We start from the raw sequence: 17,812 nt of genomic DNA, 5'->3' as shown, positions 1-17,812 counted from the left end.
GTGGGGCGTCCGCTGCAAGTGGGCCGGAACGCGCGTCGGTGTCGTCCGAGCGGCTGCCCACGCGAGCAGGCTGTCAGGAGTGCGCTGCGCTGCGCCCTCGGCGTCGGCACGCCCTCGAAGGAGATCTGATGAGCACCACCACCCCTCACCTGCCCGGCGGCACCTGGACCCTCGGCGACCGGCCGGTCGCACGCTTCGGCTACGGCGCGATGCAGCTCGCCGGCCCCCGGGTCGTCGGGCCACCGAAGGACCACGACGAAGCCGTCGCCGTGCTCCGGGACGCCGTCGCCGGTGGCATCACGCACATCGACACCGCCGAGACGTACGGCCCCCGTGTGGTCAACGAACTGCTGAACGAGGCGCTGCACCCGTACGCCGACGACCTCGTCATCGCGACCAAGGTCGGTGCGCGGCGGGACGCCCGCGGCGGGTGGCCCACCGCCAGGAAGCCCGACGAGCTGCGCGCACAGGTCGACGACAACCTCGAGACGCTCGGCGTCGACGTGCTGGACCTGGTCAACCTGCGACTGGGCGATGCGAACGGTCCGGTCGCGGAGCCGATCGCCCCGGCGTTCGAGACACTGGTCGACCTGCAGCGACAGGGGGTCATCCGGCACCTCGGGGTGAGCAACGCGACGACGGACCAGGTGGCGGAAGCGCAGGGGATCGCACCGATCGTGTCGGTCCAGAACATGTACAACCTGGCCATTCGGCAGGACGACCCGCTCATCGACCGGCTCGCGGCCGAGGGAGTCGCCTACGTGCCGTTCTTCCCGCTCGGCGGCTTCGCACCGCTGCAGTCCGAGGTGCTCTCGACCGTGGCGACACGGCTCGGGTCGACGCCGATGTCCGTCGCCCTGGCGTGGCTGCTCCGCCGGTCCCCGAACATCCTGCTCATCCCGGGCACGTCGTCGCGGGCACACCTGCAGGAGAACATCGAGGGGGCCGCCGTCGTGCTGAGCGACGACGACCTGCTCGACCTGGAGGGCATCGGCGGCTGAGCCCGGCCTCGGACCCTGCCGTGTCCGTTACGGTGCTCGTGGGGCGGCACCGGCGCTGCTCGAGAGGCAGGACCGATGACGGACCACGCGGCCACCGCGGCGCAGGAGTTCCTCCGCACGCACGACGAACGGCTCCGTTCCCTGGTCGACCGGGTGGTGCCGGCGGACGAGTACCCGTCGGCGTCCGAGGCCGGCGCGCTCGAGTTCCTGGCCGGGGTGCTGGTCGACCGGCCCGACTGGCTGGACCGTCTCCGTGCCGTCGTCGACGCGTCCGCGGACGTTGCGGGGGACGAACAGGATCCGGACTGGACCTGGTTCGCCGAGCTCGTGGCCGCGGGCTACTACGCCGACGCGGGGAACGGCGGGAACGCGGGGGAGCGGTCCTGGGACATGGTGGGGTGGCAGTCCGGTCCGCCGGACGGCTGGAGCGTGCCGGTACCGGTGCCGACCGCAGCGCCCTCGGTCGTGCACCCGTCGCAGCTGGCCGACCGGTACGACGCGGTCGTCGTCGGGTCGGGCGCCGGCGGGGGTGTCGCGGCGTGCGGGCTCGCCGAGTCCGGGCGGCGCGTGCTCGTGGTCGAGGCCGGTGGGTGGCCCGGCACCGCGGAACTCGGCCGTGACCACATCCGGAACCCGCGGTCGAGCTGGGGCGTTGCACCGCGGTCGGGGCCGTCCGACGTCGGCAACCCGCGGACGGTGGCGGACGGTCGCGAGCTCCTGGTGCTCCGTCCCTCGTCGCCGGGGTGGCACAACAACGCCGTCACGGCCGGGGGCGGCACGCGGGTCTACGGTGCACAGGCCTGGCGGTTCGGGCCGCGCGACTTCGCGATGGCGTCGACGTACGGCGTGCCGGACGGCAGCGCGCTGGCCGACTGGCCGTTCGGGTACGACGAGCTCGAGCCCTGGTACGAGCGCGCCGAGTGGGAGATCGGGGTCAGCGGCGGTGACGTCGACGGTCCGTGGTCCGGGGAACGGTCGCGCGCGCGACCGATGCCACCCCTGCCGTCGGGGGCAGCGCGGGACCGGCTCGCCGGCGCCGCGGACGCCCTGGGCATCTCGACGGTGCACGTCCCGCTCCTGATCAACTCGACGCCGTACCTGGGTCGCCGCGCGTGTGAGCAGTGCGGCATGTGCGTCGGCTTCGCGTGCCCGGTCGACGCCAAGAACGGCAGCCAGAACACCATGCTGACCCGCGCGTTCGCCACCGGGAACGCGTCGATCGTGCTCGAGTCACGGGTCGCCCGGCTGCGTACGGACGGTGCCGGCCGCGTGGTCGGCGTCACGCTCGTCGGCACCGCGGACGGCCGCGACTGGCGGGCCGAGGTCGACGCCGCCGAGGTCGTCGTGGCGGCCGGGGCGGTGGAGTCGGCTCGGCTCCTGCTGAACAGCCGGAGCGACCAGGAGCCCGACGGCATCGGCAACGGCGCGGACCAGGTCGGCCGGCACCTGCAGGGCCACGTCTACGGCGGCGCAATGGGGGTCTTCGACGACGTGGTGGACGACGGTCTCGGACCGGGGCCGTCGATCGCCACCACCGACTACCGGCACGGCGTGCCCGGGCAGATCGGTGGCGGGATCCTGGCGAACGAGTTCATCGCGACGCCGTCGAGCACGTACCAGTACCTCGTCGGCACGGGGCTCGCGCCGCGTTCCGGGCTCGACGGCAAGCACGCGATGCGGGACCTGGCGCGGCGCAGCATGCGGATCATGGGGCCGATCCAGGAGGTCACCACGGCCGACGCACGCGTCCGGGTCGACCCCGCGGTGACGGACCGGTACGGCATCCCGGTGGCGTCGTTCAGCGGTGGGGTCCACCCGGAGGACGTCCGTGCTCGCGACCACACCAGCGCCCGGAGCGGCGACTGGTTGCGCGCGGCCGGCGCCACGCGCGTGGCGGAGCTGCACGGTCCGGTCCGGGGCACGAGCGGTGGCCAGCACCAGGCCGGCACGCTCCGGATGGGGACGGACCCCGCGACGTCGGTCGTCGACCCGTTCGGACGGGTGTGGGGACACGACAACCTGCGGGTGACCGACGGCTCGGTGCACGTCACGAACGGCGGGGTGAACCCGGTCCTCACCATCCTGGCGACCGCGATGCGGAGTGTCGACGCGATGGTCGCGCAGCACGGTTGACCACGTGCCCGGTCCGCCACCGATACGGTGGCGTCCGTGACCGACGACCCTGAAGCCGCCATCGCCCAGCACGTCCACGACGCGTGGGACGGTTCCCTGCGGCTCGTGCACATCACGATCTCGGACGAGGACGGCGACGCCTACCCCGGCCAGGACGTCGACCGGTGGGTGATCGACGTCCGGGTGCCCATCACCGACGACGAGGCCGAAGCGGTGTCGGTCGCCGAGGTCGCCGCGTACACGAGCCGATCGCCCGAGTCGGTCGAGGCACTCGTGCTCGGGTACCAGGTGTCCGACGTCGACGGTGACTTCGCCGCGGCGATCGTCGTGCCGGACGCCACCGGCGAGACCTTCCTGTCGCTGCAGACGCACGCCGCCGAGATGCTCGGCAAGCCGGACCTGCTCGCGCTCGACCGCCTCACCGTGCGTCCGGCGTACCGCGGGCTGCCCGGACTCGTCCCCGCCGTGGTCGACGCCGTGCGCCGTGGCCCCGCCGGTCGTTCGGCGTCGTGGGTGCTCGCGGACCCCTCGGTCTGGAACGTGCCGTTCGAGGACCAGGACCGTGCGGCCGGCGAGTTCGTCCAGTGGGCGGACACCCCCGTGTTCGCATCGATGAACGCGGACCACGAGGACCTCGAACGGTTGGCCGCCGTGCCCCCGACCGGCGGCATCGTCATGGGGTCCCGCTCGGACGAGGTGCACCTCGGCGACGCGCTCGACGAGGCGTTGGCACGTCCGGCGATCGCTGTGGCGTTCGCCCTGCCGCCGAAGCTGCCGGCGAGCATCTGGGCCGCGGCCCCCGAGGACGTCCACGGCGTGCACCCCGACGAGGCCACCGGGTCCATCACCGTCGAGACGCACGACGAGCAGCTCGAGGTCGTCGGATCGCCGGGCACGGCACCGCAGCTGGTCGGGACCTCGGCCTCGGCCGACGCCGCGACGCAGGACTGGCTCCGGGCGGTGCACCAGCGCTGGTGGCAGTACGAGCCCGGACTGCACGACCGGATCCACGAGGTCGTCGACGAGTACCTGACGTCGGGGGAGATCGAGTCCGTGACCGACGAACGCGCCCCGCACCTGCACGCACCGGACCTGCCCGTGTTCCGCACCGAGTGGCCCGGGATCGGCGAGGTGCGCCTGGAGCCCCTCGGCGAGGACACCGAACCCGTCGTGTACGACGCCGTGCTCGAGGTCGGCGATGCCCACGACCACATCGGGGTCGTCGTCGTGCACGAGTCCGGGCACGTCCGCGCGTCCCTCCACGACGAGTGGAACCCCGGGCTGGTCGACGTGGGCGGTGCGCTCACACACCTGGTCAGCCTCGGTGCGGGAGAGTTCTTCGCGGACGCGCTGCACGACGAGCTGTCGGCCGGCGCCGAGCACGCGATCCTGACGGGCGACGTCCGGGGCCACTGACCCGGACGGGCACCCGGCCCGCCGCCGAGCGTGGTCCAGACCGGGCGGGAGCCGGCCTGCGCTCAGCCGAGCCGAGCCGTCAGGCTGCGGAGGTGCGCCCGGGTCAGGGCTGCGGCCGCGGCCGCGTCCCGGTCGTCGATCGCGTCGACGATGTCGTCGTGCACGTCGCGGTCGGCCTCGCTGCCGTACACCCCGTCGATGCGCAGCAGTTCGATCATCGCCTGGCGGCTGCGAGGGGTGAAACCGTCGAAGAGCTCGGTGAGCAGCGGGTTGTGGGCGGCGACGACGATCGCGCGGTGCAGCGCCGTGTCCGCGTCGACGTGCTGCTCGATCGAGGCGCGTCGTTCCTGCCGGTGCTCGACCGCGCGCCGCATCGTGCGGAGCTCAGCCGGGGTCCGGCGATCCGCGGCGAGGGACGATGCCTCGACCTCGATGGCGATACGGGCCTCGACCACGGCGGCGATGTCGGCGCGGCGGACCACGTCGTCGAGGCCGTCCTGCACGTCGAGCGCGGTGACGAAGACCCCGGCGCCCTGCCGCGAAGCCAGCACGCCCCGACCGGCGAGGTGCCGGATCGCCTCGCGCACTGTCGAGCGACCGACGCCGAGCTGCGGTGCCAGCGTCGTCTCGCCGGGGAGCTTGTCGCCGAGCACCCACTCACCGTCGCGGATGCGGGCGAGCAGGGCGTCGGCGGCCTGTTCGGCGAGGGGTTCGCGGCGGACCGGTGTCATGTGCCCATCCTGCCGCATCGTACGCAACACCTCTACTTGTCTGAGGAGTGGTGCTACGGTCGTCGCGACAGCTGCAGAGGAGCCTCATGACCACCACCACCCCCGACGTCGCGACCCCATCGTGGAACCGACAGCGTCCGTCCCCGATGCCGTCGTACCGGTACCAGGACGTCTCCGACCGCGTCGCCGTCCCGCTCACCGACCGCACCTGGCCGACGCGGTCGCTCACCGCGGCGCCGCTGTGGGTCCCCGTCGACCTGCGCGACGGCAACCAGGCGCTCGCGGAGCCGATGGACCCTGAACGCAAACGGCGGTTCTTCGAGCTCATGGTGCGGATGGGCTACAAGGAGATCGAGGTCGGCTACCCGTCGGCGTCGGAGACGGACCACGCGTTCGTCCGGCTGCTCGCCGACACGGACCTGGCGCCGGACGACGTCACGATCGTCGTGTTCACCCCCGCCCGGCGTGACCTGATCGAACGGACGGTCGAGTCGATCCGCGGGATCACCAACGACGTCGTGATCCACATGTACACCGCGACCGCCCCGACGTGGCGCGACGTCGTGCTCGGGAAGGACCGGGACGAGCTGCGCGAGATGATCCTCGCCGGGGGCCGCGACGTCCTGGAGCTCGCGGGGCACCTGCCGAACGTCCGGTTCGAGTTCTCCCCGGAGGTCTTCAACCTGACCGAGCCGGAGTTCGTCCTCGAGGTCTGCGACGCGATGACCGAGCTCTGGGACGCCACGCCGGAGCGCCCGGTGGTCATCAACCTGCCGGCGACCGTCGAGATCGCGACGCCGAACGTCTACGCCGACCAGATCGAGTGGATGCACCGCAACCTGGCCCGGCGCGACGGCGTGATCCTGTCGGTGCACCCCCACAACGACCGGGGGACCGGCATCGCGTGCGCCGAACTCGCGGTGCTCGCGGGGGCACAACGCGTCGAGGGCTGCATCTTCGGCAACGGCGAGCGGACCGGCAACGTCGACATCGCCACGCTCGCCCTCAACCTGCACGCGCAGGGCATCGACCCGATGATCGACTTCTCCGACATCGACGAGGTCCGGCGGACGGTCGAACACGCCACCCGCATCGAGCTGCACCCGCGGCACCCCTACGTCGGCGACCTGGTGCACACCGCGTTCAGCGGCACCCACCAGGACGCCATCCGCAAGGGCTTCGCCGAGCACCGAGCACGCGCGGCCGCAGCGGGGCGCCCTGAGTCGGAGACCGCGTGGCGCGTCCCGTACCTGCCGATCGACCCGGCCGACCTCGGCAGGGACTACGACGCGGTCATCCGGGTGAACTCGCAGTCCGGCAAGGGCGGTGTCGCACACCTGCTCGAGACGGCGTCCGGCATCGAGCTCCCGCGCCGGCTGCAGATCGACTTCGCTCGTCGTGTCCAGCAGCACGTCGACGGTTCGGGGGCCGAGGTCGACGGACCCGAACTCCTCGACCTGTTCGAGCGGAGCTACGAGCGGGCGGCCGGAGCCCCGGCGGACGTCGAGCTGGTGGCGATCGAGGCGACGCACGGCGACGGCGCGCGCACCGAACTCACCCTGCGGATCGACGGAGTCGAGCGCCGCGGCGCCTTTGTGGACGTCGGTCCGGTCGAGGCGGTCGTCGAACTGCTCGCCGGGTGCGGTACGGCAGTCGACATCGTCTCGCTGCACCAGACGTCGCGCACGACGGGCAGCGCCAGTGCAGCACTGACCCTGCTCGAGTACCGCGAGGGCGCCGGGGTGCACTGGGCGGCCGGACGTCACCGCTCGGTGCTCGCCGCGAGCGTGGAGGCCGTCCTGCAGGCGGCACGAGCGATCCGCTCGGCTCAGACCGGGCGGTAGATCGCGATCGGGGGTGCCTGGTCGTCACCGTCGTCGTGCGCGTCGCCGGTGGCGAGCCAGGTCCGCCCCTCGTGCTCGATCGTGGTCGGCAGGTCGCCGTGCACCAGGATGCGGATGGCGGGGGTGTCACCGTCGATCAGGTCGACGCCGTGGGCCTCGGTCCCGCCCGGGTTGTCGTGCACGTAGCTCATGCTCCGATCGAACTCCTCGGTGCCTGATGACCGTGCCTGATGACCGCGCCGGACCGCGCCGGACCGCGCCTCGCGACACCGGACACGCCCGGATCTGCCGCAGAACACGTCCGTGGGCCCGGGATCGGGTACAGTCGACTCCGCACGGCCCACACGGCGTGCGATTGCGGATGTGGCGCAGTGGTAGCGCATCACCTTGCCAAGGTGAGGGTCGCGAGTTCGAATCTCGTCATCCGCTCGGACGGAACAGGACCCCCGGGGTTGCTCACAGAGCAGCACCGGGGGTTCTGTCGTACCCGGGCGCCGTGAGCGGGCACATCCGGGGGCGCAGGCTTCGGGTACCCGCGCCCACCGGACGCAGAGGCCGCACTGCCCCGAGTGGAGACGCCGGGTGGGTGGCCCAGCGATGTCCCGAAGAGTCATCCGGAGCATCGTCGTGGTCGGATTGGACCCCAGTTCGGGGGTGCGGAAAACCGCAAGGAGTCCGCACGACATGCGGTCGGCGATTGCGTCAGACGAGGTCCTCGGGTAATCGGACCAGCGTGGCGCGGGTGCCGGGGAGGCTGATCCAGCGCGCGGATCCGGCCTCGACGACGGTGACGAGCACGGTGTCGCACGTCCGGCACCGGGCGACGGAGCCCATCGCCGAGCAGTACACGGCGGTGCGTGCGACCGATCCGCGGGACCCGCACCCCGCACAACACAGCACAGCCACGGTCGGCTCCGGACCGAGCACCTCGGACAGGACCCCCGCGAGGGCGTTGCCGTCGACGACCGTCATCAGCTGCCCCCGAACCGTTCGGCACGGACGTCGGTGGTGTCGTGTCCGAGGTCGGCGAGCCAGCGGAGCACCTGCTCGACGAAGGGCGTCGAGCCGCACACGTAGACGAGCGCCCCGGCGTCGGGTGGGAAGACCGCGGCGGCGAGCGCATCGCGGGTCAGCCGTCCCGCGGGCGCAGCGGACCCGGGTGGAGCGGTCCGGCTGTACACGGTGGTCACGTCGAGCGGAGCGTCGGAAGCGACGGCCCGGTCGAGTTCGGCTCGGAAGAAGACGTCCTCGGGGGTCCGGACGGCGACGAGCAGCCGGAACGGTGCGGGGTCCCCGGCCTCGGCGTGCGCGGTGACCATGGCGACGAGCGGCACGATCCCCGAGCCGCCGGCGATCAGCTGCACCGGACGGTCGGACGCGCCGGGACGCCACACGAACCAGCCGCCGAGCGGCCCGTGCACCTCGAGCGCGTCGCCGACCTCGACCGCGTCGACCAGGAACGGGGACACCTCGCCACCCTCGACGCGGTCGACGGCGAGCACGACGTCGGTCCGGTCACCCGCCGAGGCGATCGAGTACGAGCGGGATGCCTGGTAGCCGTCCTCGGCCGTGAGTCGCAGGTCCAGGTGCTGGCCCGGGTCGTTCCCCGGCCACGTCGGGACGTCCAGGACGACCCGACGTGCGTTCGGGGTCTCGCGCTCCACCGAGGCGACCGTCGCGGGGTGCCAGGCCGGCCGTCTGCGGGGCGCGGGCCGGGTGGCGGGCGCGATCCGGGCCTCCAGGTCGGTGGACGGATCCGTGGACGGATCCGTGGACACGTCGGTGGACAGGTCGGTGTCGGGAACCGTCACCAGTACCGCTCTTCCTTCCACGGGTCGCCGTGCAGGTTGTAGCCCGCGTTCTCCCAGAAGCCCGGCTCGTCGTCCGCCTGCATCACGATCCCGCTCACCCACTTCGCGCTCTTCCAGAAGTACAGGTGCGGCACCAGCAGGCGTGCCGGACCGCCGTGTTCGGGCTCGAGCGGTTCACCGTCGGCCTCGAACGCGATCCACGCCTTGCCGTCCAACAGCTCGTCGAGCGGCACGTTCGTCGTGTACCCGCCGGTGCTGCGCACCATGCAGTAGTCGAGCGACGTCTCGACGTCTTCGAACAGGCGGTCGAGGGGGACGCCCCGCCAGGGCATGTCGAGCTTGGTCCAGTGGGTGACGCAGTGGATGTCGACGGTGACGTCCTCGACGCCGAGCGCGTGCACCTCGTCCCACGTCCAGGTGTGCAGACCGTTCTCGGTGCGGATCGAGAAGGTCCACGACGCCGGATCGACGTCGGGCGTGGCACCGGCTGACAGGACCGGCCAGTCGCGCACCAGGGTCTGGCCGGGCGGGATGCGGGTGTCGTCGCGGTCGGCCCGACGGCCACCGAACCCCCTGGTGAACGTCGCCATGATCCTCCTCGGACGGGATGGTCCGATCATGCTCCGTGCCGGCGGCGCCCGTGTAACGAGTTCGTAAACACTCCGGAGGACGAGGAGCAGGAGTTGGGGGATCGCCGGGTTCCCTCTATCGTTCACCGGAACGATTACAGGAGGGGCCACCCCGAATGCAGCCCATCGTCCCCGAACCCCGGAACGCCCGCGGCCCGAGCCGCCGAGCGCTCCTCACCGGCGCCGCCGGTCTGGCCGGCCTCGGCCTGCTCACCCTGACGGGGTGCAGCTCCGGCGCGAACGCCGGCACGCCCACCATCCCCGAGGCGGCGGCCACCGGCGTCGCCCGACGCGGCGGTCGCCTGCGCATCGCGCGCCCGGCCGCCTCGGCCGCCGAGACCCTCGACTCCGCCAGCTCCCTGTCGGCGTACGAGTACCTCGGCGCGCTCTACAACCGACTCGTCAAGCTCGACGAACAGGGCACCACCGTGCCCGACCTCGCCGAGGAGTGGTCCGCGAACGCCGACGGCACCGAGTGGACGTTCTCGCTCCGCCGTGGCGTCACCTTCCACGACGGCAGCCGCTTCACCGCGGACGACGCCATCGCGAGCATCCGGCACATCCTCGACGAGAAGACCGGCAGCCCGCAGGCCGGGGTCCTCGGCGAGGTGATGGACGCCGACTCGATGCGTGCGACCGACCCGTACACGCTGCGGTTCTCGCTGACCAAGCCGAACGCCGAGTTCCCGTCGCTGCTCACCGCGTACCAGTGCTACATCGTGCCGGCGGCCGCGATCGCCGACATCGGCCGCACCGGGATCGGGACGGGTCCGTTCCGGCTCACCGCGTTCACCCCCGCCGGTGCCGGCAGCGTCGAGGCGTTCGAGGACCACTTCGCCGGGCGGCCCGCGCTGGACGGCATCGACTTCTACTCGATCCAGGACACCACCGCCCGGGTGAACGCGCTGCTCGCCGGCCAGATCGACCTGATCTCGCAGACGAACCTGGACTTCGCGACCGCTCGGGTGGTGTCCGCGTCCGACCGCGCCACCGTCGCCCGGTCGAAGAACGCCCAGTGGTACACGATCCCGATGCTCGCCACGAGCGACGAGTTCAGCGACCCGCGGGTCCGCCAGGCGATGAAGCTCGCCTACGACCCGCAGCAGATCGTCGACACCGCCGTGCAGGGCACCGGCTCGCCCGGGTGGGACAACCCCGTCCCGCCGCAGCTCGCCGCGTTCGTCGACGACCACCGCGAGTACGACCCGGACAAGGCGAAGGCACTGCTCAAGCAGGCTGGTCACGAGGGGTTCCGGACCTCGATCTACACGTCGAGCTACGAGTCGGTCTTCACGCCGATGGCCGTCGCCTACCGCGACGCCGTCGCCGACGCGGGCATCCGCCTGACGGTCCGCAACGCGAGCTCGGACTCGTACTACACGCAGATCTGGATGCAGAAGCCGCTCATGGTGAGCTACTGGTTCACCGGCCGGCCGATCGACCAGCTGCTCAACCAGATCTTCCGCACGGGCTCGTCCTACAACGAGAGCGCGTGGTCGAACGAGACCTTCGACGGGCTGCTCGACGACGCCCGCGCCGAGATGGACGACGCCAAGCGGCTGACGCTCTACCAGGACGCCCAGCGGCTCGTGGTCGAGGACGGGGCCGACATGACCCCGATGTTCGGCGACCGGCTCGTGGGGCTGTCCCGCGACGTCGTGAACTACTCGGAGTACGGCTTCGAGTTCGACTACCTCCGGATCGGACTGCGCCGATGACGACCAGGAACACCCCGTCGGACGTCCTCGTCCCCGTCCTCCGCCGGGTCGGCATCGCCGTGCTCACGGTCGTGCTCGCCTCGCTCTTCGTGTTCCTGGCCGTGCAGGCACTGCCCGGCGACGTCGCGCAGCAGCTCCTCGGCCAGAACGCCACCCCGGACGCCGTGAAGCAGCTCCGCGAGACCCTCGGCCTCGACCAGAACGTGTGGCTCCGCTACCTGCAGTGGCTCGGTGGCGCGGTACACGGCGACTTCGGCACCTCGCTCGTCAGCGGCGAGGCCGTCGCGCCGACGCTGTTCACCGCCTTCCGGAACAGCATGCTCATCGCCGTGCCCGCCATGCTCGTCGGCGTCACGGTCTCACTGACGCTCGGCGTCCTCGCCGGGGTCCGTCGGGGTCGCCCGTCCGACAAGGTGATCTCGATCGTCAGCCTCGTCGTGATGAGCGTGCCCGAGTTCATGGTCGCGACCGTGCTCGTGCTGCTCTTCGCGATCGGCCTGCCGGTCTTCCCCGCCGTCGTGCTGCGGGGGAGCGACGCCACGGTCGGCGAGCTCCTGCCGACGATCTGGCTGCCGATCATCGTGCTCACCCTGGCGATGGCCGCCTACATCGTGCGCACCGCCCGCTCCTCGACCATCGACGTGATGGCGTCCGAGTTCGTCACCACGGCGGAGCTCAAGGGCCTGACGATCCGCCGCGTGGTCTGGAAGCACGCGGTGCCGAGCGCGCTGCTGCCGACGCTGAACGTCGTCGCGCTCAACGTCGCCTGGCTGCTCGGCGGGGTCGTCGTCGTCGAGAACGTCTTCAACTACCCGGGCATGGGCAAGCTCATGCTCGAGTCGGTCTTCAACCGCGACCTGCCGACGATCGAGGCGATCGCGCTCCTGAGCGCCGTCATCTACGTCGTCTGCAACCTCGCCGCCGACCTCGTGGCGCTCGCCCTCGACCCGAAGCTGCGGACCCGCCAGCGGCGACCGCGCACGCGCACCCGCACGACGCGCAGCACCAGGAAGGCCGCCGCATGACCGCCACCGCCACCCGCCGCCCCGGACGCGTCGTCCTCGCCGGGGCCCTCGCGCCCCTGCGCGGGTCGACGGCGCTGAGCATCGGCCTCGGCCTCATCGCCCTGCACCTCGTGCTCGCCCTGCTCGCACCGGTCATCGCCGGGTACGACCCGGTGGCGACGAACGCCGGCGACGTCCTCGCCGGCCCGACCTGGACGCACTGGCTCGGCACCGACCAGTACGGCCGCGACGTGCTGTCGCGGACGCTCAACGGCGGCCGGTACGCCCTGCTCGTGACGTTCCTGGCCACGACGATCGCGGTCGCGGTCGGCACGGTGCTCGGCTGCATCACGGCGTACGCGGACAACTGGTTCGACGAGGCCGTCATGCGCGTCGTCGACGCCCTGCTCAGCGTGCCGTCGATCCTCGCCCTGCTCGTCGTCGTCACCGTCTTCGACGCCGGGCTCTGGGTCATCGTCCTCGCCGTCACCGTCGTCTACGCGCCCGCCGTGACCCGCGTCGTCCGCGGTGCCGCCCGCACCGTCATCACGCAGGACTACGTGACGGCCGCCCGGGCCCGGGGTGAACGCGCGCTGTCGATCGTGTTCCGCGAGATCCTGCCGAACGTCCTCGACGTGGTGCTCGTCGAGTACGCCATGCGGGCCTCGTGGATCGTGCTGCTCGTCGCGTCGCTGTCCTTCCTCGGCTTCGGCGCCAACCCACCGACGCCGGACTGGGGGCTGATGGTGCAGGAGAACCGAACGGCGCTGACCGTGGTGCCGCTCGGCACGCTCGCACCGATCGTCGCCCTGGCGACCCTGGTGATCGGGCTCAACCTCGCAGCCGACGGCCTGAGCAAGTCGCTCGGAGTCGACCGCGCCACGAAGGGAGTGAGCGCATGACGCACACCGACACCGCACCGGCCGCACCGGCGACCGCGACGGACCCCATCGTCCGCGTCGACAACCTCGCGATCTCCTACGCGGCCGGCAAGCGCCTGGTCCCCGTGGTGCGCGGCGTGTCCTTCGCGATCCCCGCCGGGCGCACCCTCGGCCTCGTCGGGGAGTCCGGCAGCGGCAAGTCCACCGTCGCCCGGACCCTGCTCGCGCACCTCCGCGCGGGCTCGACGATCGTCGGCGGCTCGGTCCGCGTCGGCGGCGACGACGTGTTCGCGCTCTCGCCGTCCGGCCGCCGCGAGCTCCGCGGCGGCGTCGCCTCCGTCGTCGCGCAGAACGCCGGCCAGGCGCTCACCCCGTCGATGCGCGTCGGCGAGCAGATCCGCGAGGCCCTGCGCGCCCACCGCGAACCCGACGGCCCCGAGCGCGTCGCCGAGCTGGTCCGGTTGGTCCGGCTGCCAGACCCCGACGCGATCGTCCGCCGGTACCCGCACCAGCTCTCCGGCGGGCAGCAGCAGCGCATCGCCATCGCGATGGCCGTCGCCGCCCGCCCGCGCGTCCTGGTGCTCGACGAGCCCACGACCGCGCTCGACGTCGTCACCCAGGCTGCCGTCCTCGACCTGATCGCGGACCTCGGACGGCAGCTCGGCATGGCCGTCCTGCTCGTCAGCCACGACCTCGGGGTCGTCTCGGCGATGGCGGACGAGATCGCCGTCATGCGCGACGGCGAGATCGTCGAGCACGCCGCCACGGCGGCGTGCTTCGCCGCCCCGCAGCACGAGTACACGCGCGCCCTGCTGGCCGCGGTGCCGGACGGGCGACGGCCTGGGCCCACGTCGCCGGTTCCGGATCGACGCGCCAGCGGCGAGACGGCCGTGCCGATGGGGGGAGGGACGGATCGCGTGCCCGAGACGGCGACCGTCTCGTCGACGGTCGCCTCCACGGCCGGCCGAACCGTGCCTCCCGAACCGATCGTCCGTCCCGTGGTGACCGCCGAGGACCTGGTGATCCGCTACGGACGCGGCCTGCCGGCCGCCGTCGACGGCGTGTCCTTCACGATCGCGCCACGTGAGACGCTCGCGGTCGTGGGGGAGTCCGGAAGCGGCAAGTCGACGCTCGCGACCGCCCTGGCCGGCCTGGTGCCGGCCGAGTCGGGCACGTTCGCGTTCGACGACGGGACCGTGAGCGGCGACCTGCGCGAGCCGATCGCCGGACGGTCCCCGGACCTCCGTCGTGCGGTGCAGCTCGTGTTCCAGAACGCCGACACGTCGCTCAACCCGCGGCGCACCGTGGGCGCGGCGATCGGGCGACCGCTCAAGCTGTTCACGGGCACGTCCTCGCGGCAGCGCGTCGGCGAGCTGCTCACCCAGGTCGGCCTCGGCCCGGAGTTCGCCGAGCGGCTGCCGGCGCAGCTCTCCGGCGGGCAGCGGCAGCGCGTCGGCATCGCCCGGGCCCTCGCCGCCGAGCCGCGCCTGGTCATCGCCGACGAGATCACCACCGCGCTCGACGTGCAGGTGCAGGCCGGGATCCTCGCGCTCCTCGCCGACCTGCAGCGCTCGCGCGGGCTCAGTTGCCTGTTCATCAGCCACGACCTGGCCGTCGTCCGGGGCGTGGCCGACCGGGTCGCCGTGATGACCGGCGGCCGGATCGTCGAGATCGGACCGACCGAGCGGGTCTTCACCGGCCCGAACCACCCGTACACGTCGACCCTGCTGGCCGCGACGCTCGAACCGGGCAGCACCGAGCTGCCCGACGTCGGCGACGGGGTGCCGCGCTGGCGGCACACCGAGGGCTGGACGGACCACGGCGACGGCCACCGCACCCGCAACTGGGAGGACGCATGAGCGACGATCGCTCGGTGGACGCCGACGCTTCGACCTTCACCGCCATCGGCGTGCCGGACTCGCTGCCGGACGGCGTGACCGTCCGCGACGAGTGGATCCCGATGCCCGACGGCGTCCGGCTGCACACCCGGATCTGGTCACCGGCGTCGCCCGACGGGCCGGTACCGGTGCTGCTCGAGTACCTGCCGTACCGACTCGACGACTGGACCGCGCCGCGCGACTCCGAGCGGCACCCCTGGTACGCCCAGCACGGGTACGCCTCGGTCCGGGTCGACATCCGGGGCAGCGGCTCGTCGGACGGGTTCTTCGACGACGAGTACAGCGAGCAGGAGCTCCGCGACGGAGAAGCCGTGATCGCCTGGCTCGCCGAGCAGGAGTGGTCGACGGGCGCCGTCGGCATGTTCGGCATCTCGTGGGGTGGGTTCAACGCCCTGCAGCTGGCAGCGCGCGCGCCCGCTGCCCTCAAGGCCATCGTCACGGTGTGCTCCACCGACGACCGGTACGACAACGACGTGCACTACGTCGGCGGAGCGGTGCTCGGCATCGACATGGCGGCATGGGGCGCGACGATGTTCGCGTTCAACTCGCGACCACCGCGGCCCGAGGTCGTCGGCAGTGGCTGGGTCGACCGGTGGCGCGAGCGGCTGGAGTCGAACCGCCCGATGACGCCGGTGTGGCTCGCGCACCAGGAGCGCGACGACTACTGGCGGCACGGTAGCGCCGCCGAGGACTACGGCACCATCGGCGCAGCGGTCCTCGCCGTCGGCGGCTGGGCGGACCCGTACCGCGACGCCGTGCTCCGACTGGTGTCGAACGTGCAGTCCCCGGTCAAGGGCATCGTCGGACCGTGGTCGCACCAGTACCCGGACCGCGGTCTCGCACCCGGACCGTCGATCGGGTTCCTGCAGGAGACACTGCGCTGGTGGGACCGCTGGCTGCGCGGGATCGACACCGGCGTGGAGGAGGACCCCGCACTCCGCGCCTGGATCAACGAGGGCGAGGCCCCGGCGACGTACTACGCCTCGCGACGGGGCCGGTGGGTCGGCGCCGAGGCGTGGCCCTCGGCGGCGACGCACCGGCGCGCGCTGCCCCTCGCGACGCTGCGCGGCGGCGAGGACGGGCCGGTGGTCGTCCGGTCGCCGCAGCACACCGGCGCTGACGCCGGACGGTTCTTCCCGTTCGGCAACGCGACCGACCTGCCACCCGACCAGCGTGCCGAGGACGGCCGCTCCGTCTGCTTCGACCTGCCCGTCGGCAGGGCGTTCGACCTGCTCGGCAACGCACTCGTCACCCTGCGGGTCACGAGCGACCAGCCCCGCGCCACCCTGACGGTGCGGTTGTGCGACGTCGCGCCCGACGGATCGTCGACCCTCGTGACGCGCGGGGTGCTCAACGCGGCGAAGCGGGACGGCATGGACCGGGCGGACCCGCTGGTCCCAGGCGAACCGGCGTCCCTGCCGGTGCAGCTCGTCGCGACCGGTCACCGGTTCGCCGCCGGGCACCGCCTGCGGATCGCGGTGTCGTCGTCGTACTGGCCCTGGGTCTGGCCGCACGGCACCGAGGCCACCGTCACGATCGACCCGACAGCGTCCGAGGTGTGCCTGCCGGTCTGGACGCGCGAGACCGACGACGACGTGCGCTTCGACGAACCCGAGCGGTCGACGCCGCTCGCGATCGAGCGCCTGGCACCGACCGAGCAGCTGCCCCAGCGCACCGTCACGCACGACGTCGAGACGGGGGAGTGGACCCTCGACGTCGACCCCGGGTACGGCGGCGGACGGGTCTACCCCGACGGGCTCGTCTTCAGCGAGGACGCCCGCGAGACGTACCGCATCCGGTCGGACGACCCGAACTCGGCCGTGGCGTCGTCGCGCTGGGCGATCGGCCTGGAGAAGCCGGAGTGGTCGGCACGACTCGAGACGTCCTCGGAGGTCACCGCCGACGCCGAGGCCTTCCACGTCGTGAACACCGTGCGGGCCTGGGCCCGTGACGGGGGCGCGGACGTCCCCGAGGTGCTGGTCACCGAGCAGACCTTCGTCGACGACGTCCCGAGGACCTCGGCGTGACCGGGGCGGCGGGGGCTGCACCGGGAGCGGCGGCGGGGGCTGCACCGGGCGCCGCAGCGGGTGCGGCGCCGCGCGTCCGGCAGCGTCCCGAGGTCCGGCGCGCGATGATCGTCGCGGCCGCCCGTGCCGTGATCGTCCGGAACGGTGTCGGCGCGACGGGGCTGCGCGACATCGCCGCCGAGGCCGGTGTCTCCGTCGGCACGGTGACCTACCACTTCGGCAGCGTGGCGGAGATCCTCAACGAGGTCGTCGTGCTCGAGACGGAGCGCTTCTACGGGGCGATCGTCATCGCCGTCGACGCCGAGTCCGACCCCGTCGAGGCGCTGCGGATGCTCGTGGCGCCCCTGTTCGACGACACCGAACAGGTCCGGCAGCACTGGCGGATCTGGTCCGACTACTGGACCGCGGTCGCCCGTCGGCCCGAGGTGGCCGCCGAGTACGCCGAACGGATCCGCGTCTGGGAGGCCTGTCTGGTCCGCGTGATCCGCCGCGGGGCCGACGCCGGCACGTTCCCGGGCGGCGCCGGACCGATCGACCCGGACACCGTCGCCCTGAAGCTCGCGGCCTACAGCGACGGGGTCGCGACGCAGATCGCCCAGGACGTTCCGGGGCTCACGCACACCGTCGCGCTGTCGTGGATGTGGACGTTCCTGGCGCACGAACTCGGTGTGCCGGCTGTGGAGATCGCCGGAACCGGCCAGCAGGCCTTGTGATGAGGT

Annotated in this window: 15 protein-coding genes and 1 tRNA gene; 11 read left to right on the top strand and 5 right to left on the bottom strand. The window is 72.5% G+C overall.

Annotation, left to right across the window (positions count from 1 at the left end; translation table 11 throughout):
• The first annotated feature begins 128 nt into the window (after window positions 1–128).
• The 3 genes from EDF42_RS06725 to EDF42_RS06715 all read left to right on the top strand — a co-directional run bounded on the left by EDF42_RS06725 (window position 129) and on the right by EDF42_RS06715 (window position 4,550).
• On the top strand, window positions 129–1,001 hold the full coding sequence (locus tag EDF42_RS06725) for an oxidoreductase (RefSeq protein WP_123671807.1): 873 nt from the start codon (window positions 129–131) through the stop codon (window positions 999–1,001).
• Window positions 1,002–1,076: 75 nt separating this feature from the next.
• Window positions 1,077–3,134, top strand: a complete 2,058-nt coding sequence (locus EDF42_RS06720) for a GMC oxidoreductase (RefSeq protein ID WP_123671806.1) — start codon at window positions 1,077–1,079, stop codon at window positions 3,132–3,134.
• 36 nt (window positions 3,135–3,170) lie between these two features.
• The gene (locus EDF42_RS06715; protein ID WP_148067635.1) at window positions 3,171–4,550 is read left to right on the top strand and encodes a hypothetical protein; all 1,380 of its coding nucleotides are present in this window, start codon (window positions 3,171–3,173) and stop codon (window positions 4,548–4,550) included.
• A gap of 62 nt (window positions 4,551–4,612) precedes the next feature.
• Here the strand turns inward: EDF42_RS06715 and EDF42_RS06710 are convergent, their stop codons facing one another.
• Window positions 4,613–5,281: a FadR/GntR family transcriptional regulator gene (locus EDF42_RS06710; protein ID WP_123339594.1), complete on the bottom strand. Its 669-nt coding sequence runs from the start codon at window positions 5,279–5,281 to the stop codon at window positions 4,613–4,615.
• Window positions 5,282–5,367: 86 nt separating this feature from the next.
• Between EDF42_RS06710 and EDF42_RS06705 the strand changes: the two genes are divergently transcribed.
• Window positions 5,368–7,125, top strand: a complete 1,758-nt coding sequence (locus EDF42_RS06705; protein ID WP_260212668.1) for a 2-isopropylmalate synthase — start codon at window positions 5,368–5,370, stop codon at window positions 7,123–7,125.
• On the opposite strand, the gene EDF42_RS06700 is transcribed toward EDF42_RS06705, so the two are convergent.
• Window positions 7,110–7,316 carry a hypothetical protein gene (locus tag EDF42_RS06700; protein ID WP_111084081.1) on the bottom strand — a complete coding sequence of 69 codons (207 nt, stop codon included), beginning with the start codon at window positions 7,314–7,316 and terminating at the stop codon, window positions 7,110–7,112. The two genes, EDF42_RS06705 and EDF42_RS06700, sit on opposite strands and share 16 nt — an antisense overlap.
• A 166-nt stretch (window positions 7,317–7,482) precedes the next feature.
• Between EDF42_RS06700 and EDF42_RS06695 the strand changes: the two genes are divergently transcribed.
• Window positions 7,483–7,554, top strand: a tRNA-Gly gene (locus tag EDF42_RS06695).
• A gap of 273 nt (window positions 7,555–7,827) precedes the next feature.
• Here the strand turns inward: EDF42_RS06695 and EDF42_RS06690 are convergent.
• From EDF42_RS06690 to EDF42_RS06680, 3 genes are read right to left on the bottom strand one after another with little or no spacing between them, the layout of a single operon-like run.
• Window positions 7,828–8,097, bottom strand: coding sequence for a DUF6510 family protein (locus tag EDF42_RS06690; RefSeq protein ID WP_123339595.1), 270 nt, complete (start codon window positions 8,095–8,097; stop codon window positions 7,828–7,830).
• Window positions 8,097–8,936 (bottom strand): ferredoxin reductase, encoded by an 840-nt coding sequence (locus tag EDF42_RS06685; RefSeq protein ID WP_260235186.1) that lies wholly within the window; start codon window positions 8,934–8,936, stop codon window positions 8,097–8,099. Before EDF42_RS06685 ends, EDF42_RS06690 begins: the two co-directional genes overlap by 1 nt.
• Window positions 8,933–9,526, bottom strand: coding sequence for a molybdopterin-dependent oxidoreductase (locus EDF42_RS06680; RefSeq protein ID WP_123671804.1), 594 nt, complete (start codon window positions 9,524–9,526; stop codon window positions 8,933–8,935). The genes EDF42_RS06685 and EDF42_RS06680 overlap by 4 nt, the downstream gene beginning before the upstream one ends.
• A gap of 155 nt (window positions 9,527–9,681) precedes the next feature.
• On the opposite strand from EDF42_RS06680, the gene EDF42_RS06675 reads away from it, so the two are divergent.
• Genes EDF42_RS06675 through EDF42_RS06650 form a run of 6 tightly spaced genes read left to right on the top strand, consistent with a single transcriptional unit; the run spans window position 9,682 to window position 17,806 of the window.
• Window positions 9,682–11,283: an ABC transporter substrate-binding protein gene (locus EDF42_RS06675; protein ID WP_123339597.1), complete on the top strand. Its 1,602-nt coding sequence runs from the start codon at window positions 9,682–9,684 to the stop codon at window positions 11,281–11,283.
• Window positions 11,280–12,308: an ABC transporter permease gene (locus EDF42_RS06670; protein WP_123671803.1), complete on the top strand. Its 1,029-nt coding sequence runs from the start codon at window positions 11,280–11,282 to the stop codon at window positions 12,306–12,308. Before EDF42_RS06675 ends, EDF42_RS06670 begins: the two co-directional genes overlap by 4 nt.
• Complete coding sequence (locus EDF42_RS06665; RefSeq protein WP_123671802.1) at window positions 12,305–13,189, top strand: ABC transporter permease; 885 nt, start codon at window positions 12,305–12,307, stop codon at window positions 13,187–13,189. The genes EDF42_RS06670 and EDF42_RS06665 overlap by 4 nt, the downstream gene beginning before the upstream one ends.
• Window positions 13,186–15,027 carry an ABC transporter ATP-binding protein gene (locus tag EDF42_RS06660; protein ID WP_123671801.1) on the top strand — a complete coding sequence of 614 codons (1,842 nt, stop codon included), beginning with the start codon at window positions 13,186–13,188 and terminating at the stop codon, window positions 15,025–15,027. Before EDF42_RS06665 ends, EDF42_RS06660 begins: the two co-directional genes overlap by 4 nt.
• The gene (locus tag EDF42_RS06655) at window positions 15,024–17,093 is read left to right on the top strand and encodes a CocE/NonD family hydrolase (RefSeq protein WP_123671800.1); all 2,070 of its coding nucleotides are present in this window, start codon (window positions 15,024–15,026) and stop codon (window positions 17,091–17,093) included. Before EDF42_RS06660 ends, EDF42_RS06655 begins: the two co-directional genes overlap by 4 nt.
• Window positions 17,090–17,806 carry a TetR/AcrR family transcriptional regulator gene (locus EDF42_RS06650; RefSeq protein ID WP_260235184.1) on the top strand — a complete coding sequence of 239 codons (717 nt, stop codon included), beginning with the start codon at window positions 17,090–17,092 and terminating at the stop codon, window positions 17,804–17,806. The genes EDF42_RS06655 and EDF42_RS06650 overlap by 4 nt, the downstream gene beginning before the upstream one ends.
• Window positions 17,807–17,812: the final 6 nt, after the last annotated feature.

Origin of the sequence: Curtobacterium sp. PhB172, from assembly GCF_003752545.1 — a bacterium.
Classification (GTDB): Bacteria; Actinomycetota; Actinomycetes; order Actinomycetales; family Microbacteriaceae; genus Curtobacterium.
This window is presented reverse-complemented; position numbering and strand designations above follow the sequence as displayed.

What these genes read in the sequence shown, in the direction of transcription:
- EDF42_RS06725 (WP_123671807.1), top strand. Translation starts at nt 129, where the DNA reads ATGAGCACCACCACCCCTCACCTGCCCGGCGGCACCTGGACCCTCGGC.
- EDF42_RS06720 (WP_123671806.1), top strand. Translation starts at nt 1,077, where the DNA reads ATGACGGACCACGCGGCCACCGCGGCGCAGGAGTTCCTCCGCACGCAC.
- EDF42_RS06710 (WP_123339594.1), bottom strand. Translation starts at nt 5,281, where the DNA reads ATGACACCGGTCCGCCGCGAACCCCTCGCCGAACAGGCCGCCGACGCC.
- EDF42_RS06705 (WP_260212668.1), top strand. Translation starts at nt 5,368, where the DNA reads ATGACCACCACCACCCCCGACGTCGCGACCCCATCGTGGAACCGACAG.
- EDF42_RS06700 (WP_111084081.1), bottom strand. Translation starts at nt 7,316, where the DNA reads ATGAGCTACGTGCACGACAACCCGGGCGGGACCGAGGCCCACGGCGTC.
- EDF42_RS06690 (WP_123339595.1), bottom strand. Translation starts at nt 8,097, where the DNA reads ATGACGGTCGTCGACGGCAACGCCCTCGCGGGGGTCCTGTCCGAGGTG.
- EDF42_RS06680 (WP_123671804.1), bottom strand. Translation starts at nt 9,526, where the DNA reads ATGGCGACGTTCACCAGGGGGTTCGGTGGCCGTCGGGCCGACCGCGAC.
- EDF42_RS06675 (WP_123339597.1), top strand. Translation starts at nt 9,682, where the DNA reads ATGCAGCCCATCGTCCCCGAACCCCGGAACGCCCGCGGCCCGAGCCGC.
- EDF42_RS06670 (WP_123671803.1), top strand. Translation starts at nt 11,280, where the DNA reads ATGACGACCAGGAACACCCCGTCGGACGTCCTCGTCCCCGTCCTCCGC.
- EDF42_RS06665 (WP_123671802.1), top strand. Translation starts at nt 12,305, where the DNA reads ATGACCGCCACCGCCACCCGCCGCCCCGGACGCGTCGTCCTCGCCGGG.
- EDF42_RS06660 (WP_123671801.1), top strand. Translation starts at nt 13,186, where the DNA reads ATGACGCACACCGACACCGCACCGGCCGCACCGGCGACCGCGACGGAC.
- EDF42_RS06655 (WP_123671800.1), top strand. Translation starts at nt 15,024, where the DNA reads ATGAGCGACGATCGCTCGGTGGACGCCGACGCTTCGACCTTCACCGCC.